The 18,675-nt window shown below is 41.0% G+C and carries 14 protein-coding genes and 1 tRNA gene; 7 read left to right on the top strand and 8 right to left on the bottom strand.

Features of this window, described 5'->3' with window-relative positions; translation table 11 throughout:
- Positions 1-499 precede the first annotated feature (499 nt).
- The 4 genes from P3L56_RS19710 to P3L56_RS19695 form a co-directional block, all read right to left on the bottom strand.
- A complete protein-coding gene (locus P3L56_RS19710) occupies positions 500-2,218 on the bottom strand; it encodes an amidohydrolase (RefSeq protein WP_042845840.1) in 1,719 nt (572 codons plus the stop codon).
- A gap of 100 nt (positions 2,219-2,318) precedes the next feature.
- Positions 2,319-3,671: an APC family permease gene (locus tag P3L56_RS19705; protein ID WP_198860989.1), complete on the bottom strand. Its 1,353-nt coding sequence runs from the start codon at positions 3,669-3,671 to the stop codon at positions 2,319-2,321.
- Between the two features lie 686 nt (positions 3,672-4,357).
- Entirely contained in the window at positions 4,358-5,251 is an 894-nt protein-coding gene (rarD, locus tag P3L56_RS19700; RefSeq protein ID WP_042845837.1) for an EamA family transporter RarD, read from the bottom strand.
- A 159-nt stretch (positions 5,252-5,410) separates the two neighbouring features.
- Positions 5,411-5,881: a thioesterase family protein gene (locus P3L56_RS19695; protein WP_042845835.1), complete on the bottom strand. Its 471-nt coding sequence runs from the start codon at positions 5,879-5,881 to the stop codon at positions 5,411-5,413.
- Between the two features lie 156 nt (positions 5,882-6,037).
- On the opposite strand from P3L56_RS19695, the gene pldA reads away from it, so the two are divergent.
- The 5 genes from pldA (at position 6,038) to P3L56_RS19670 (ending at position 11,740) form a co-directional block, all read left to right on the top strand.
- Positions 6,038-6,928, top strand: a complete 891-nt coding sequence (gene pldA / locus P3L56_RS19690; protein ID WP_198860988.1) for a phospholipase A — start codon at positions 6,038-6,040, stop codon at positions 6,926-6,928.
- Positions 6,929-7,039: 111 nt separating this feature from the next.
- Positions 7,040-8,866: an ATP-dependent DNA helicase RecQ gene (gene recQ, locus P3L56_RS19685; protein WP_048605799.1), complete on the top strand. Its 1,827-nt coding sequence runs from the start codon at positions 7,040-7,042 to the stop codon at positions 8,864-8,866.
- 20 nt (positions 8,867-8,886) lie between these two features.
- Positions 8,887-9,882, top strand: coding sequence for a lysophospholipase L2 (gene pldB / locus P3L56_RS19680; RefSeq protein WP_042845831.1), 996 nt, complete (start codon positions 8,887-8,889; stop codon positions 9,880-9,882).
- Positions 9,883-9,895: 13 nt separating this feature from the next.
- Positions 9,896-10,708, top strand: a complete 813-nt coding sequence (yigL, locus tag P3L56_RS19675) for a sugar/pyridoxal phosphate phosphatase YigL (protein WP_042845830.1) — start codon at positions 9,896-9,898, stop codon at positions 10,706-10,708.
- Positions 10,709-10,936: 228 nt separating this feature from the next.
- The gene (locus P3L56_RS19670; RefSeq protein WP_129466647.1) at positions 10,937-11,740 is read left to right on the top strand and encodes a tetratricopeptide repeat protein; all 804 of its coding nucleotides are present in this window, start codon (positions 10,937-10,939) and stop codon (positions 11,738-11,740) included.
- Positions 11,741-11,743: 3 nt separating this feature from the next.
- Here the strand turns inward: P3L56_RS19670 and P3L56_RS19665 are convergent, their stop codons facing one another.
- The 4 genes from P3L56_RS19665 to rsgA all read right to left on the bottom strand — a co-directional run bounded on the left by P3L56_RS19665 (position 11,744) and on the right by rsgA (position 17,612).
- Positions 11,744-12,082, bottom strand: a complete 339-nt coding sequence (locus tag P3L56_RS19665; protein WP_048605800.1) for a hypothetical protein — start codon at positions 12,080-12,082, stop codon at positions 11,744-11,746.
- A 7-nt stretch (positions 12,083-12,089) separates the two neighbouring features.
- A complete protein-coding gene (gene mscM / locus P3L56_RS19660) occupies positions 12,090-15,431 on the bottom strand; it encodes a miniconductance mechanosensitive channel MscM (RefSeq protein ID WP_042845826.1) in 3,342 nt (1,113 codons plus the stop codon).
- A gap of 30 nt (positions 15,432-15,461) precedes the next feature.
- The gene (gene asd / locus P3L56_RS19655) at positions 15,462-16,361 is read right to left on the bottom strand and encodes an archaetidylserine decarboxylase (RefSeq protein WP_129466646.1); all 900 of its coding nucleotides are present in this window, start codon (positions 16,359-16,361) and stop codon (positions 15,462-15,464) included.
- A 198-nt stretch (positions 16,362-16,559) separates the two neighbouring features.
- Positions 16,560-17,612 (bottom strand): small ribosomal subunit biogenesis GTPase RsgA, encoded by a 1,053-nt coding sequence (gene rsgA / locus P3L56_RS19650; protein WP_042845824.1) that lies wholly within the window; start codon positions 17,610-17,612, stop codon positions 16,560-16,562.
- Positions 17,613-17,757: 145 nt separating this feature from the next.
- On the opposite strand from rsgA, the gene orn reads away from it, so the two are divergent.
- Together orn and P3L56_RS19640 are read left to right on the top strand one after the other, a co-directional pair.
- Positions 17,758-18,303 (top strand): oligoribonuclease, encoded by a 546-nt coding sequence (gene orn, locus P3L56_RS19645; RefSeq protein ID WP_042845823.1) that lies wholly within the window; start codon positions 17,758-17,760, stop codon positions 18,301-18,303.
- Positions 18,304-18,565: 262 nt separating this feature from the next.
- A tRNA-Gly gene (locus P3L56_RS19640) sits at positions 18,566-18,641 on the top strand.
- Positions 18,642-18,675 lie beyond the last annotated feature (34 nt).

Raw genomic sequence — 18,675 nt, 5'->3', positions numbered from 1 at the left:
TGGCTATTTTTGACAGTGCCCGCAAAGAGTTTGATTAATTTTTGACATTGTAAACCTCCTTGCAGTTAGTTGATGAATATAAAACGTTGGGAATACTAGCTATAACTTTTTTCTTTTGCAAGCGCTATTTTTACAAAGAAATATTTTTAGTCATTTTCTTATAATAATATATTCTCGTTAATATTTTTCGATAATTTATAACGAGATTGTTTATTGTTATATTATATGATTATTAATTTTAAAATATACTTTTTATTATCGTAATAACAGGTGTGAGGAATATAAAAGTTTGTTACGCTGTGATTCTGTGCTTGAGCCTTTCTGGTTCAAACTTATTTTTTGGATCAGAAATGAAAAAGCCCCGTTAGTTATTATTAACCAACGAGGCTCGATCCAAACCTAGACAGTTAGGTTTGTGGTTTTAAGCACCTAATTAAAATACCCCAACGCTACTATTAGTATTGGGGTATTTATTCATTTAAATAATAGAAAAATATAATTAAGCGATATGAACGGTTTTTCCACCGATAATTGTGCGCAATACTTTTACATTTTCAATATCATCGGCTGGGATTTCAAATACATTGCGATCTAGCACTATCATATCGGCAAATTTGCCTGCTTCGAGTGAACCAAGTACATCTTCTCGGTGTTGCGCATAAGCAGAATCAATAGTTGCTGAGCGCAAAACTTCGATAACAGTAAGGTTGCGGTCATTATCCAGTCTTGGCGCTTTTTGACCATTAATATCACGCCCACGTCGTGTAGCTGCCACTTTTAAGTCATACCATTCGTCAAAATCATCAATTGGCCAGTCACTACCAAAAGCAACAACAGCACCTGCATCGACAAATTTAGCGATAGGTTCTAATTGTTCAAAACGTTCATCACCTAGCATTTTCTTTTCAAAAGCAGCGAGCTCAGGTGTTGGTGCTGCCCATTGGAAAGATAGGCAAGCGATGGTTTTCAAGCGGGCAAAGCGTGCATAATCATCTGCATGTACTAGTTCGTTATGGGCTAAGCCTGGGCGAATATCTTTTTCGGGGTGTGCCGCTCGCATTTTTTCAATCGCATCTAATACAATTGACACAGCACCTTCGCCGACAGTGTGTAAGTGTGGGTCATAACCTGCCGCTGCTATTTTTTCCATCAGTTCATCAAGGATTTCGGCAGTGAAGTAGAGGTCGCCATAGTTATTAGTTTCGACCCAATTAGGGGCATCATCAGTACCTTGATTAATACGATATGGTTGTAATAATGACGCGGTCATGGTTGGAAACTGCATCACGCCATCAACAAACATCTTAATATTATTCAATCCTATTCCTGGAGCCGGTGTCCAATCTGCTTGGTGCCATTTTTTGGCAAATGCAACGGCTTTATCCACCGCGCTAGCAACGGATGCCACATCAGGAGTTTCATCTGGGGTAATTTCACGAGCCGCTTGGAAACGGAGCGTTAAATCACCGCGTTGTTGTAATTGTGAAAATGCTTCGAGTTGTTGTTCAGAAACCCGAGCATCCATGACCATAGTCACGCCTTGTTGATTCAATACTTTTTGAACTAATTCAGCAACTTCAATAGCTTGGTCATCGCGAATAGAAGGAATGCTGTCGGCTGCACGCATGGCAGGGGCATCTTCTAAAATACCGTTTAACTCGCCATTTTCATATTTACCAATTTTACCATCAGGGGGCTCAGGGGTTTCTTTGGTAATGCCAAAGAGTTCGAGTGCACGGCTATTGGCGAGCAATGTATGGCAATCATTGGAAAACAGGACGACAGGGCGCTGAGTGTTCAGTTTATCCATGTCTTCACGGTACATATCAACCCCTGCAGGGAGCATTCCTTGGCGTAGCCAAGCGGTTACTTTTAGCCAATCATTTTCACCGGTACGAGGGTCTTTATCTAAATGGTCTTGAACGCGCTCTAAAATTTGATCGATAGTCAAAGATTCATAGTTCAAATGGCAGCCGAACAATTGAATGCCACCCCAAAATGGGTGCATATGGCCATCAATAATGCCGGGCATCATCATTTTGCCTTCTAAATCGATACTTTCTGTTTCAGGACCAACATATTGATGAAGTTCATCTGAGGTGCCTGTTGCGAGAATATAGCCGTCACGGAGCGCAATCGCATCAACTACGCGATTCTGGTTATCTGCGGTGTAGATATAACCGTTAAAATAAATAACATCAGCAAATGGATTATTCATAGTAAACCGTCTGTATCAGTAGTGCTTTAGAAGCAACAAAGCTAAAAAACAACGGGGAAGGCAAATGCTCCCCCGTAATTATTTATAAAGTATGAAATGATTAGTTAATAATCATCTCAGTTTCGTCATCAGAAATTGCAGGAGGACGACGAGTGAAGCCATGGGTGAGCAGGGTGAGATAAACAGCACCAGCAGCTAACCACCATAAACCGACTTTAAAGGCTTCGCTATCAAGGCTTGTCCATAACCATAAGGTTAAGATAACACCAATGGACGGCATTATCAGGCATGTGACAATTTTTGTATTATCTAATGACGCTTTTCGGTCAATATAGAAATGTTTGATTACGGATAAATTCACGAAAGTGAAGGCAATCAAAGCACCAAAGCTTATCATCGATGCAACCATGCTTAGGGATAAAATTAATGAAAGCAGGGAAGCGATAGCCACAAAAATAATGGAATAAACAGGCGTATTGAGTTTTGGATGTAAATAAGCAAATAAAGAACGCGGCAGTACGCCCTCACGGCCCATCGCATAGAAAATCCGCACAATACTGGCCTGTGAGGTCATCGCTGAGGCAAATACACCAATAACATAGGCGGTGATAAAGCTCGATGCCATCATTGCGCCACCGACTTGTTTCATCACAGCAAGGCTAGCAACATCGGTATTAGGAATAAAGTCCTGCCACATTGGATAAACGAGGTGTGCGCCGTAGGAGATAACGACAAATAGCGTTCCAGCGATAAACACAGTGTATAGGATTGCTTTAGGTAATGCGCTGCGTGCATCTTTGGTTTCTTCTGCCATGGTTGAAATTGCATCAAAGCCAAGGAAGGCTAGGCACAGCACTGCGGCACCTGCAAACAGCCCAGAGGCTTGATCTGCCATAACCGTAATTGGCGCCAATAAGGCATCTGCATCTAATACAAATGATGTTTTAAAGCTTAGGTATAAAAATACAGCGATAAACACAAATTGCATTAAAATGATTAGCATATTCATTGAGGAAACTAATTTGATCCCCAATATATTCATAATGCTAACAATTGTGATGGTGCTACAAATAATCACATACATTGGAATATCAGGGAAAGCTTCATGAACGAAGATCCCAATCGCGATGTAGTTGATAATTGGTAGGAATAGGTAGTCGAGCAATTGTGCCCAACCAACTAAAAAGCCAAGTGTGCCGCCGAAAGTTTTTTGTACATATGAGTAGGCAGATCCAGAAAGTGGAAGTGCGCTAGTCATTTTGCAATAGCTCATGGCAGTAAAAAAGACAGCGGCTAATGTAATCAAATAAGCGACAGGCAAATGCCCTTCACTTAATACAGTAACTTGCCCATAGGTGGTGAAAATTCCGAGTGGTACCATATAGGCCAGCCCGAAAAAAACTAACGCAGGAGTGGTTAGTACGCGTTTCATTTGAACGGTATTCTGTTGCATTTTGAAGCCCTTCCCAAAAGCCCTTAACAACGTTAACTCTGTCTGAATACTCAGGGAGAGTGAACCTAAAATGCAGCCATATAGCTTGGTCTTTATAACATTGGCTATAGTACTACACTGTTTTTATTTAATACTTACGCGTCATATTCAATTTCAGAAAACCTCGCACCAGGACATTTTAATTAAATGTCATCGTGCGCACTTTAATGAAACGTCAGTGATGAATCGGACCATCACCATCCGCTGGGGTGAATACAAGCGGCGTACAATATAATTACCAAGTTCCTATTAAGCAATCATTAATTGAAAAAAATATAGAATTACTTTTATATCAATAAGTTGTTTATAGAAGAGTCAGTTAATTGATGAGAATTTAAGATAGGTTAAATGATAGCTATTTTTAGAATAAAATCAAGCCAAATGAGGTTATTGTAATTAATTGATTTATATGATTATTTTTGATTTCGTTATGGGGTGTGAGAATTAATCTATCTGGTTTTGATTAACTCTAAGTATTATTCATAATAAAAAATTAATATTCTTTTTTATCATCATTGCATTAATTAAATTAATTATTTTTGTTCCATATAATGAAACACCGACTTTCTTTTTATATTAAAAACAAAGTCGGTGTTTGAAATTGGCACTGTTTATCCACTATGCAGCTTTATATAAATTGCGATAATTTATTTCTTCCTCAGCTTTTGTTGAGTATATAAAGCATCTAATGTAAACAAAACTAATGCAATCCAGATAAAGCCAAAAGTTACTAATAATTCAGTGGTCATGACTTCGCCATACACAAAGACCGCCAGCAAGAACATAATACTTGGCCCCATATATTGGAAAAACCCAAGGGTGGATAACCGTAAATGGTTTGCTGCCTCTGTGAATAATAATAATGGCACCGTCGTAATAACACCCGCGGCAATCAATAGAATATTCAAGTGCCAATCATTGACAGCCATGTTACTGGTAGGGCTATCTGCAAAAAATAATAAGAAAATAACGCCAACAGGTAGTAGCCATAATGTCTCGAATGTCATCCCTGTTTGAGCATCTACGCCAAGTTTTTTACGTAATAAACCATACGTTGCAAATGTTACAGCTAGACTTAAGCCGATAACGGGGACTGAACCGAATTGCCAAAGTTGGATTAATACCCCAGTTAAGGCAAGCGCGACGGCAAACCATTGCATAGGGCGGAAGCGCTCTTGTAAAAATAACATACCAAACAATACGTTAACTAATGGGTTGATAAAGTAGCCTAAGCTTGCTTGTAACATATAACCATTATTAACAGACCAAATATAAATTAACCAGTTGCAAGCAATTGTTGTCGCTGTCACGCCGAGAAGTAATATTTTCTTGGGTTGCTTGAGTACTTGACGGACATAATTCCAATGTCGTGAAACGGTTAATAACAAAATCATAAAGAAAAATGACCAGATAATACGATGAGTCAGGATTTCTTCTGCGGGCACTTCTTGGATACTTTTAAAATAAATAGGTGCGACACCCCAAATAAAATAGGCGCCTAAGGCACATAATACGCCTTTGGTAGTATTTTGCTGGCTCATTGTTGGCTCTGAAATTGAATTAAAAACTAAAAGAAATTTATACAGAGATACCGAGCCGTTTTTTGTGCGGCTCGATTTTTGATGCCACTAATGTGACATTGCTCAGGTTTTTTTACAAGTTAATAGTTTACTAAGTGACTAATTATTTACAACACTAACTCAACCAACGAGATAAGTAGCGGTCGCAGTCGCAATATGTTGGTTATTTTCATTATGTAATTCACAACGGGTGACGGCTATTTTATTGCCGTCTCTTAATAAACTGGCACTCGCGGTAAATACTTCACCACGTCCAGGACGTAAATAATCCACGCGTAGATCAATTGTGCCCATTCGCGACATTTTATCCACAATTTCTGTATGTGATAGCGGGTCAATGCGCTGCAATATGCGGTTAATACACACCATTCCGCCAGCAACATCTAAAATAGAGGCAATCACACCACCATGTAGAATATTTTGAGTGAAGTTGCCAATGAGTTGTTGGCGGTTTTCAATTGTTAGCTGAACAAAATCATCATTCATATTGGCCAGTTTAATGCCGAGTAATTGGTTAAAAGGCATTTTGTAGATAAATGCATGGCTCATTAGCTCACTGGCTTCTTCTAAGGTATAGATACGGTCATTCATCATGTTCATCCTTTGAATAAAATGTAAATGATAAGTTAACATTATGTATAAAATATGTCTCTAACAAACGTATGAATAATCTTTCAACAGTCTGTGGGTTTTATGTGTAAAATAGGACAAACTTTTTTTTGACGATGTTGAAAATAGGAATGACTAATGCGTGCTTTAGCAGTGTTATTGAGTGCCGTGCTCTGTTTTTGGTCTGCTTCTCTATCTGCGACTGAAATTAATTCCCAGTCAAATCAGGATACAACGAGCAACACACCAATCAGAGGGAGCATTATTTCAGGGTTATTACAAAATTATGATAACCCTTTTGTGTTGTATCCGTATGAATCAAATTACATCATTTACACCTATACTTCCTCGATAAATAAAAATGCGATTTCGAGCTACAACTGGGGGGATGATGCATTAAAAGATGAAGTTAAATTTCAATTAAGTTTAGCCTTTCCTTTATGGGAGGGGATTGCAGGGGATGATTCCATTCTCGCGGTCTCGTATACACAACGTTCTTGGTGGCAACTGAGCAATAAAAAAGAATCTTCTCCTTTTCGTGAAACCAATTATGAGCCGCAGGTTTTTGTCGGCTGGCTAACCGATTATCAACTGGGTGGCTGGAATTTGCGTGAAATTGAAACTGGTTTTAACCATGAATCAAATGGTCGTTCCGACCCAACCTCACGTAGCTGGAATCGGGTATATGCAAGGATGATGGCACAAAATGGCAATTGGCAAGTTGACCTAAAACCTTGGTACCGTATTCATGAAAGCGAAGGTAGCGATGATAACTCAGATATCACAAAATATATGGGATATTACCGCCTGAAAGTCGGTTATGCGCTGGGTGACAGTGTGTTTACAACCACGGGTCGTTATAACTGGAACACCGGTTATGGCGGTGCTGAATTAGGTTGGAGCTATCCAATTAGTAAACATGTGCGAATTTATACTCAGTTGTTTAGCGGATATGGCGAGTCAATGATAGACTACAACTATCGCCAAACTCGATTTGGTATCGGTGTTATGTTAAACGATATGTTGTAATCTAAGGTTAGCTCAACCTGATTTTGTTAGTTAGAGCTAAATATCTTTTGATGAATCAACAAATTCGCTGCTCAACTGGGCAGCGACTTGTTTTATAGATTGAGGAAGTTTGTGTCAACTGCTTGTGTCATTAACCAACTTTCGCTGGCTGAAAATGTGCTTAACAGTACATTTGGTTACCAGTCATTTCGCTCTGGGCAAGATGCAGTTATTGGGGCTATCCTTGATAATCGTGATTGCTTAGTGTTAATGCCAACAGGGGGCGGCAAGTCCTTATGTTACCAAGTGCCTGCTTTAGTAAAAGAAGGGGTTACCTTGGTGGTCTCTCCTCTTATTTCACTGATGAAAGACCAAGTAGACCAATTGCGGTTACACGGTGTCAGTGCGGCTTGTCTAAATTCATCGCAAACCTCCCAAGAACAGCGCCAAATCATGGAATTATGTAGCCGTGGTGACATTAAATTATTATATGTTGCCCCTGAGCGGTTACTGACTGATTATTTTCTGAGCCAATTATCGAATTGGAATATCAGTTTGCTGGCGGTTGATGAAGCGCACTGCATTTCACAATGGGGGCATGATTTTCGCCCTGAATATCGTTCATTAGGTCAGTTAAGGCAATCTTTGCCTGATATCCCCGTTATGGCATTAACGGCCACCGCAGATGAAACAACTCGAGCAGATATTATTCGCTTATTAGAGCTGCGTGATCCTTTGGTTCATGTGAGCAGTTTTGATAGACCAAATATTCGTTATACCCTAGTAGAGAAATATAAGCCTTTGGATCAACTTTGGTTTTTTATTAAAAGCCAAAAAGGGAAGGCGGGGATCGTTTATTGTAATAGCCGTAATAAAGTTGAGGAAACCACCGAGCGCCTGCAAAAACGAGGCTTGAGTGTTGCAGCTTACCATGCGGGGCTAGAGGCTTCACAACGAGAGTGGGTACAAGACGCCTTTTTAAAAGATAACTTACAAGTTGTGGTTGCAACAGTGGCTTTTGGAATGGGCATCAACAAATCCAATGTACGGTTTGTTGCTCACTTTGATATTCCTCGTAATATTGAAGCATATTATCAGGAAACGGGTCGTGCGGGGCGTGATGGCGTTGAAGCCGAAGCCATTCTATTTTATGACCCAGCAGATATGGCATGGCTGCGTCGTTGCCTTGAAGAAAAACCCGCAGGTATGCAGCAGGATATCGAGCGGCATAAACTGAATGCGATAGCCGCTTTTGCGGAGGCTCAGACCTGTCGTCGCTTAGTCTTACTGAACTACTTCGGCGAAAATCGACAGCAGCCTTGTGGTAATTGTGATATTTGTTTAGACCCACCGAAACAGTATGATGGGTTAATTGATGCACAAAAAGCGCTTTCTTGTATTTATCGTGTTGGTCAACGCTTTGGTATCGGCTATATTGTTGAGGTGTTGCGTGGTGCGAATAATCAACGGATACGGGATTTAGGGCACGACAAGCTGCCTGTTTATGGTATCGGTAAAGAACACAGTAATGAGCATTGGGTTAGTGTGATCCGCCAATTGGTACATTTAGGCATGATCACTCAGAACATTACGCACTTTTCTGCACTGCAACTCACCGAAGCCGCTAGGCCAATATTGCGAGGTGAAAGTGCATTACAACTCGCAGTTCCTCGTGTTTTAGTGGCAAAAAGCCGTAATCAACAAAACAAAATTTATCATGGTAATTATGATAAGAAGCTATTTGCGAAATTGCGTAAATTACGTAAATCGATAGCAGACGAAGAAAATATCCCACCATTTGTGGTATTTAATGATGCGACACTTATCGAAATGGCCGAACATACACCAACCTCTTCGGTTGAGTTACTGTTAATTAATGGCGTTGGTGAGCGTAAGCTTGAACGTTTTGGGGATGCATTTATGACGCTTATCCGAGACCATCTTGAAGGTTATGAATGAATAAATAAGGAAACTACCGGATGACGCCTGAAAGCCTAAAAGAAAGTTGGCTGAATCGAGAAACTCAATTTTCTGCCTTTACCAACGGCCCCCTTTTAGATTTCTGGCAGCACCGTGAAGAATTTAATTTCCTTGGTGTTGATGATATCCCTATTCATTATGTCCGGTTTATTCATCCTACCCACCATAAAGCGGTCGTCATTTCACCTGGTCGAAGTGAAAGTTATGTGAAGTATCCTGAAGTAGCATATGATTTTTATCATTTAGGCTATGACGTATTTATTATAGATCATCGTGGTCAAGGGCGTTCAGGCCGTATGCTGACAGACCCTCAAAAAGGGCATGTTGAAAAGTTCACTGACTATATTGATGATTTTGAAAAATTTATCGAATTAGAGGTTAAGTATCGCCATTACCCAAAATGTTACGCATTGGCGCATTCTATGGGGAGCGCAATTCTTGCAGGGTATTTATTGCGCGATAGCCTCACCTTTGATGCTGCGACTCTGTGCGCACCGATGATTGGTATCAATCTGCCAATGCCTCGTTGGATGGCGAGTTTTATTGTTGATAGGGCAGAATCACGTGAGAGTGTGCGTAATGATTATGCGGCATCAACAGGTAAGTGGCAGCCTTTACCTTATTTAATCAATGTATTAACACACAGCTCAGAGCGTTATCGGCGTTATTTGCGTTACTATGCGGATTACCCCGAATTACGTTTAGGTGGGCCAACATACCACTGGTTGCGTGAGAGTTTTGCGATGGGCGATGAGCTAATTGCGAAAGCGGGGGACATTGATGTACCACTGATGGTGTTGGAAGCCAGCGAAGAAAAAGTGGTCAGCAATAAAGAGCTACAAGCTTTTTGCCAAAGTCGGCAAAAAGCGCAAATAGGAAGAGAAGAAAAATTACCTCTCGTCATTGAAGGGGCACACCATGAAATCCTATTTGAAGTGGATGCGTTAAGAGCTATGGCACTCAACGCTATCTGTGATTTTTTTGAGCAGTATTAGTTAGGGTTTGAATATGAAATATCCAGTAGTTGCCTCCGATTTAGATGGGACATTACTATCTCCCAATCATGACTTAACGTCTTATACCAAAGACACATTAAAACAGTTAGTTGAAACACAAGATATTCATTTTGTGTTTGCTACTGGGCGCCATCACGTGGACGTTGCACAAATCCGCGATGGCTTAGGCATCGATGCTTATATGATCACTTCAAATGGTGCTCGTATTCATAACACACAGGGTGACTTGATTTTTGAGCACAATGTTGATGCCCAAATCGCCCATGAGCTTTGCCTAATGGAATTTGATAACCCAGAGCTCGTCACTAACTATTATCATGGTGATGATTGGTTTATTAACCGAGAAAGCCCAGAGCAAAAAGAGTTTTTCAAAGAATCGGTGTTTAATTATCAACTGTTTGATCGACATAACTTTAAAACCTCAGAAGTTTGCAAAGTTTATTACACCAGTGAAGATCATGATCTATTAGTGGATTTGCAGCAGCGAATTCAGGATCGCTGGAAAGATAAAGTGAATGTCACATTTTCTTTGCGTAGCTGTCTTGAAGTTATGGCTGGGGCAGTTTCTAAAGGTGAGGCCTTGAAGCAAGTTGCTGGGTTACATGGCTATGCTACAAATGATTGTATCGCATTTGGTGATGGCATGAATGACAAAGAGATGCTTACCATGGCTGGAAAGGGTTGTATTATGCAAAATGCCCACCAGTTACTGAAGGATGCGTTACCGACGATGGAAGTGATCGGTTCAAATAGTGATGATGCTGTTGCTCGTTATTTAAGAAACAAATACTTAAGTAACGTATAGTGTTGAGGTAAGCCCTTCAGTAATAAGTTGGGTAAGTATGGTATTTACCCAACTTATTTATACTTAATTTAGAAAGCTAGCCAGTTGGGACTGAAATTCGGCGAAACGTGCTTTTTAAGTCAATTAGGTCATTTTTCCTATTTTTTCTCACAAAGAGAAAATTTACACTAGGGGTCTAGGTGTTTGGGTCGATATTAATGGATATAGCACTGTTGAGGGTTTCTTAGGATGAAAAAAATTGCGTTAGCATTGTTGGTGAGTTCTGTTTTTTATAGCTCAGTATTAATTGCAACACCGAGTACAGCTCCTACTGCTGCAACCACAGAGCAAGAACCCACGATAGAGCAGATTAAACAATTAGCGCAAAAAGGTGACCCTGAAGCTCAATTCCAACTTGGAGAACGTTATTTTAAAGGTAACGGGGTTTCTCAAGACTCGAAAGCCGCAGCGGATTGGTTTGTTCGGGCTGGGAACCAAGGGAATTCTGACGCACAGTTTAGGCTTGGCACCATGTTTGTGAATGGTTTTGGTGTTCGTCGTGACTATGATAAAGCGATGTTATGGTATGAACAAGCGGCGGAAAATGGTGATACTCGCGCTGAAACCAATATGGCAATGATGTATGCCCAAGGCTTGGGTGTCCCGCAAAATTTAGAAAAGGCCGCTTTTTGGTTTAGAAAAGCCGCTCAAGGCGGTAATGTTATTGCCCAATTCCATATTGCTCAGATGTATTCGATTGGCAGTGGTGTTGATTTAGATGATGAAAAAGCTGTCTTTTGGTTTAGAAAAGCCGCCAAACAAAAAGATGCCAAATCCCAAGACCGTTTAGGGGTGATGTATTCAGAAGGGCGTGGTGTTAAGAAAAACTTACAGCAAGCTTATGCATGGTTATCTACCGCAGTTTATAGTGGCAATGCGGAGAGCCGCCGTTTGCAAAGTAAAATTGAAGAGCAATTAGAGAGCGCAGACTTACAACAAGCGCAGAAACTGGCTGAAAGTTATATTAAATCCTACGGGAAAAAAGCCAGTTGATTGTTAGTTTGATGGGCCGGAGATAATTCTGGCCCCTGCCATTATAAGTAGTGACAATATCAGGTAGCTCCAACTCAACCGATAAAAGCGGTTATAACCCCACCCCCGTCGGATACTCAGCTGTACTTCTTTAGAAGAAAGCGTCGCCGTCATCATGCGAAATATCACAATGTAGACTAAGCAATAAGCTTGCCATAGGTAGAGTGTATTAAATGCGAAACTTTTACCAACGATTAATAAGATAATTAATGGGATCAAAAAGAATAAAATTGACCCAACTCGTTCAAGTTGGGCAATCCTCAGCTTAATTAGCTCATCTTGATGCTGTGGCTCTAGCGACATAATCGGTTTACAACTCCCCAGACTTACGAGCAGGATTACGCCCAGAGAGGTTGTTAGTTGCACTCTGCAGTGAGTTATCGCGCACATCGACCCTCGCTTGGAATGGTGGGAATGGTAAGGTAATCCCTTGTTCAGCAAAGGAAACTAAAATATTTTGGTGGATCTCATGACGAGCCGGTAAGCGGTGCCCCATCTCAGCTGCATAGACACGTAACTCAAATATTTGAATCCCTTGCTGTAAATCAACCAAATACACTTCTGGCGCTGGGTTATCTAAGATCATCGTAGAGCGATTCGCTGCACGTAAAATAGTGTTAGTCACTAACTCACTGTTGGCATCTGATGGTGCGGGGATGGTCATAACGATACGGGTGATAGTGTCAGAAAGTGACCAGTTAATAAATTGCTCGGTAATAAAAGCCTTGTTCGGCACAATAATTTCTTTTCTATCCCAATCTGTTAGGGTCGTTGCCCGGGTATTGATTTTGGTGATGCTACCCGTTAAGTTACGAATAGTCACGGTGTCCCCGATACGAATTGGTTTTTCAAATAAAATCATCAAACCAGAAATAATATTGGCAAAAATTTCTTGTAAACCGAAGCCAAGCCCAACCCCCATTGCCGCGATTAACCATTGAAGTTTTGACCAGTCAATCCCTAACATAGAGAAGCCGACAATGGTACCAATAAGGGTGATACCATACTTGGTTAGTGTACTGATAGCGTAGCCAGTACCTGGCGTTAAATCTAAATGCTGTAATACTGCAAGTTCCAATAAAGCTGGAAGGTTACGAACTAATTGAGCCGTTACAATAATCGTTAAAATGGCAATAAAGATAGAACCCATCGTGATAGGCTGAATAGTATCAACACCATTTACTGTGGAAGTCACATCCCATAAGCGAATATTTTCTAAGAAAGAAAATGCAGTGTGTAATTCTGACCACAGCCAAATAAGTGATACCAAGGCTATCATGGTTAAAATTGAGCGTACCAGCCCAACAGATTGGGTACTGATAGTATCAAGGTCAATGACCTGTTCTTCGATATCAATATTCCCTTCGCTGCTGGCACTTGCTTGTTGGTTATCATCTTCACCTTTGGCTCGTTGTGCCAAAATCTCTGCACGGCGCTGCTTAGCACGCTCAAACGCAAGCTTACGGCGTTGCATCGACATCCATCGACGAATGGTGTGATATATAATGAGGATCACAAACCAAATTGCCACGGAGGTTTCTAAGCGGGCGAGTAGGGCTTGTGATGTTGAAAAATAGCCTAAAATAGAGAAAAATGCGGCAATGATGGGGGCGAGTAATATCATCCACCATAGTGCTTTATTAACAATATTTTCCCCAGACCCATGTCTATCTATATACAGCGGAATTTGTGAGCGACGTAGGTTATTAGTAATTAGGCTTAATGCGATACACAAAAAGATGAAGCAGAAACGGCCAATACTTGCCGCAAATTCCCTATCACTATAATGTTCAAAGGTAATAATGGCCATAACGAGAGGGACGATAACAAAAATAGCCATACGGTAATAACGCATCGCTCGTTTGACAGCGTCTTTGTCCCAGCCAAAGTGGGAAATAAATAACCCCGTTGGGCGAGAGAAGGTCTCACTGATCATAAACAGCCATAAAAGTGGTGTGGTTGCACTCACGCCAAAACCAATGGCAACGGCCATCGGATACTGCCATGCACTTTGTAACCCATAACCTATAGCGGACCACATCATTGGTAATGGCAGTGCCACAATAATCGACCAGAAAATAGTACGGATGGTTAAATAGAAGCGGTCTTGCGTCACTTTACCGATACGTAAACTGGAGCGATCAAGGAATGCTTGGTAATGTTTGCGAGTACTGATGCTAAAAATGACCAGTGCTATTGAACCTAAAAGATATAAAAAAGTATCTTGGGTTGTCACCATAACACTGAGTGCGCCAGCAAGCTGGGACAAGGTATCAAGTGACAGTAACTGGGTAATATCTGTGACTAGCAATACGGGATAACTGATGCTAATTGGCGGGACATCAGCTACCCAAAATAGGTAGCGGTTAGACGCATCTTTTACTTCTTTTAATGCATCTGTTAATTGCCCTGTCGCAACATTTAACTTTGTCAGTTCTAACATTTCAGCGTCAAGACCTGAAATCAACGAGGTTAATAGCTCCCGACGTGTTTTGATTAAAGATTGATAAACCTGAATTTGGGCTGCATTTAGCTCATTAGCCGTTTCTTGTTCGCGGGTATCAATTTTAGTTAGTCTATCAAGGCTATCTTCGTAATTTAAGCGTTGGACTCGTAAATCAGCCATTTCACGGTCAAGTTGCTGGCTTTTAGGGATATCTGGCAAACGAGAAAGCTGTGTCCTCAATGCTTCCCCTAGAGTACTCGAACTACTGATCCATTGAGCTTGCTCGCGAATGGTTGTTAATGCTTGGCGAGCATCGCGAATACTGGTAGAGATTTCCGATTGGCTGGTGGTAATCGCACTCATACGTTGAGCTTGAGCCGTTAATTCTTGTGACATTTTACGGTTGACATCAAGCTGTTCTTTCAAAAAGGGCGTTAATTCACCTTGTTCAGCCAACATTTCTGTATGTTCTAAAGCTAAAATGGCTTTTTGTTGGCGTTGAGTATTTTGAAAGTCACGTAATTTTTGAAGCTCAAGCTCCATGCGTTGATAACGTTTTTTATATAACTCTAAAGTAATACGTGAAATTTCTTGGCGATTATTGGCGGACAACTGCGCCATTTCTAATTCATTAACGGCTGATTTGCGAGCACTTACTTCCGCTTGAGCTAAGGTATACTGGGCTTCAGCCAAAGGCGTTGATGGAGTACTAAGGGATTGAAAGCGTGATGTTGCTTCAGTGAGTATACGCCTTGCTTCAGAAAGTTGTTGTGGCAGTACATTTAATGACTCACTGATCTCTCGGCCTTTATCTTGCTCCTGTTGGGTTAGACGGCTTTGGTCCAGTAATTGGCTACTGAGTTGAATAATACGCTGGTCTAATTCCCCTAAACTAATCCCAACTGGGATAGGGGCAGGTTGATCACTTTCGTTAAGTAGCTTTTGTCTTAGCTCCTTAATAATATTAGGGAAATCATCAATAGCTTTTTGATAAGATTTTGCTTTAGCTTCAGAATCACGAGTTTCGTTTATCCAATTGAGTGCGCCTTGTAACGCTTGAGCTATTTCTGCATCTTTGGGGTTTTTACTCGAATCAAGTTGTTTGAGCTCCTGCTTAATCTGTGCTTCATCCTGCGCCGCCGTAGGCGCCGCAACGGAAGAAAAAACGATTAACAGACTAACAAAAAAACTGATAATCAAACGCACAGTAAGGAGCTCCTTTAAGGAATGAGTGATTTACTTAACTTCAGTTGGTTCTTCTGCTACTTGATCTGCTACAGTTTCAGCGAGTAATTCACCCATACGTGTAGCATAACCAGGGATCAGCGATGGGTTAAAACTGATTTTATTGGCTTCAAATAAGTTAACCACCGTTGAACCAAGTTTAAAAAGCCCCATTTCTTCGCCTTTTCTCAGGAAAATAGCACCTTCAGAACCTAATTCAGGGTAAACCCAACGCTTGATTACACCTTCACGAGTCGCATTCACACAGCCGCTCCAGACTGTATCTATACTACCTACGATGGTTGCACCAACAAGAATTTGCACCATTAAACCAACTGGAGTGTCAAAAACGCAAATCAAGCGCTCATTACGCGCAAACAGATTCGGGACGTTTTGTGCCGTCAGTGGGTTCACAGAAAATAGGTCACCAGGGACATAAATCATTTCTTTGAGCAAACCATCACATGGCATGTGGACACGATGGTAATCACTTGGCGATAGATAAGTCGTAATAAATTGGCCACCGCGGAAATGCTCAGCTAATTGATATTGCCCAGCGAGTAATGCTTCAACGGTGTAATTGTGGCCTTTTGCTTGAAAAATAATGCCATCATTAATTGAACCAAGTTGACTCACCGCACCGTCTGCGGGCTGGGCAAGTTGATTATCTTTTTCAACGATTGGGCGTGCATCTTCTTTTAGCAGACGGATAAAAAACTCATTAAAGGTAGAATAAGCGGTCAATTCACTTTTTTGGGCTTCATTCATATCCACTTTATAGGCTTTTACAAACAGCTTAATTGCCCATTGTGTCAGAAACCCTGCATTTCGGCTCGCAAACCAGCCTGCGAATTCAGTAAGGCATTGTTTTGGAAGCATATATTGCAAGCGAATTTTAAATTTATCTAGCACGTTAACCTCTGGTTTTTAAAGGTATGTTAGCAAAAGGGCGGCTATTGTACACAGTTTACTCGCCATATTTCAAACGGTAGTAGGGGGTACCTAAGTGACAGGGAAATACATGTCTTTGGGGTTACCCAATTTTACTGCCGAACACTACTTAGAACTATTTAGAGCCGTAAACAACAAGGTTGTAAGCGCTCACTAACTTCACTTGTCTTTCGCTGTAAAGTTACCGCGGGGTTTGACCTGTTCCATACTCTCTAAGATGCGATGGTAGTTTTCAAAGCGTGATTCGGCAATTTTCCCTGTATCTACGGCTTCACGCAGCAAGCAACCAGGATCATCCAAATGTTTGCAATCACGGAATTTACAACCACCAAGGTATTCTTTAAATTCGACAAATCCTTTCGTCACTTGTTCCGTGGTTAAATGCCACAAACCAAATTCACGAACTCCGGGGGAGTCAATCACATCACCACCTAGCGGAAAATGATACAAACGCGCTGTTGTCGTTGTGTGCTGGCCTAACCCAGAGTTGTCTGAAACGTCATTAACGAGAATCGCCTCTTCATTATGCGGAAGTAACGTATTTAGTAAACTAGATTTACCGACACCGGATTGCCCTACAAATACCGACATTTTACCTGCTAGTATGTTAGTAAGTGCTTCCATTCCTTCATTAGTATGGCTAGAGACCTCGAGAACTTGGTAGCCAATATCACGATAAATAGTCATTAAATCGCTTACCCATTCGCGATTCTCTGTATCGAGTAAATCGACTTTGTTTAACACGATAATGGGTTGAATTCCGATAGTTTCACAAGCCACAAGATAGCGATCGATAATATTGAGAGACAGTTCAGGTAAAATCGCTGAAACCACCACGATTTGGTCAATATTTGCAGCGATTGGCTTTAAACCATCATAATAATCTGGACGAGTTAATACTGAGTGGCGGTCATGCACAGCTTCAACGATACCATTAACTTTAATGTCACTTTGTGTGTTTAAGGCAGGGCGCCATACCACTTTGTCCCCAGTCACCAGAGATGAAATGGTCCTACGCAAGTTGCAGCGTTGTATTGTGCCGTCGAGAGCCTCAATATCTGCATGTTGCCCAAACCGGCTGATGACTAGGCCTTCTTGCGCTTCGCCTAATTGGCTATCATCAATCTCAACTGTTTTTTGCTTTTTAAGCCTTTTTTGATGATTTTCCTGAACGCGGCGCTGTTGGCCTTTGGAAAGTTTCTGTTTAGCCACCTGTCCTCTCTTCGCTATTGGTAGTCGTTTAGAATATCAATTATACAGTAAGTTGTTAGTAGAGCTTGCTAAGGCAATACCTGTCACTTAAGGCATGAACAGTGCTATCATACCTTAACTTCATAGAATGCAGTTAGGGTATATCATGCAAAAGAATGAGAATAATTTAATTTGGATCGATTTAGAAATGACTGGTCTCGACCCCGTTCGTGATCGCATTATTGAAATTGCCACTATTGTAACAGATAGTCATCTTAATATTTTAGCAGAAGGCCCCGTAATTGCAGTACATCAGACTGATGAGCAACTTGCGTTAATGGACGAATGGAACGTGAATACTCACACCAACAGTGGGTTAGTTGAGCGCGTACGTAAAAGTACAGTGAGTGAGCGTGAAGCGGAGTTAGCCACTATTGAGTTTTTAGAAAAATGGGTTCCTCAGGGGGCATCCCCAATTTGTGGCAATAGTGTTGGGCAAGATAGGCGTTTTCTGTTCAACTATATGCCTGAATTAGAACGCTATTTTCACTATCGTTACCTTGACGTTAGTACGCTAAAAGAGCTTGCTCGCCGTTGGAAACCTGAGATTTTAGCGGGTTTCACTAAGAAAAATACTCACCAAGCCCTTGATGATATTCGTGAATCAGTCGCTGAGCTAGCTTATTATCGAGAGACATTTATTAAAGGATGAAAAGGTTTATAAATCTGCGGTCAATAGGCTGGTATAAGTATTATTGTTGAGTAAGTTACCAATGTTAATGTATTGAAATCAGATTTTTACAACGTTTGTTGATAAAATCACCATTGTGACTATTTTGTCGGCAAACGAATAAAAAAATTAAAAATTTGGGTCTAGGGGCTTGCTAGAATCTGAATTTTTCGTATAATGCGCTCCCCGTACCGATGAAGTTTTTGTAGTTAAGTCGGCACGTGGAATACCTAGAAATGGTGATGCGGGAATAGCTCAGTTGGTAGAGCACGACCTTGCCAAGGTCGGGGTCGCGAGTTCGAGTCTCGTTTCCCGCTCCAAATTTTCTTGGTGTTTTAGCTAAAGCACTATTTT

Source organism: Providencia sp. PROV024, from assembly GCF_032709665.1.
GTDB lineage: Bacteria > Pseudomonadota > Gammaproteobacteria > Enterobacterales > Enterobacteriaceae > Providencia > Providencia huashanensis.
This window is presented reverse-complemented; position numbering and strand designations above follow the sequence as displayed.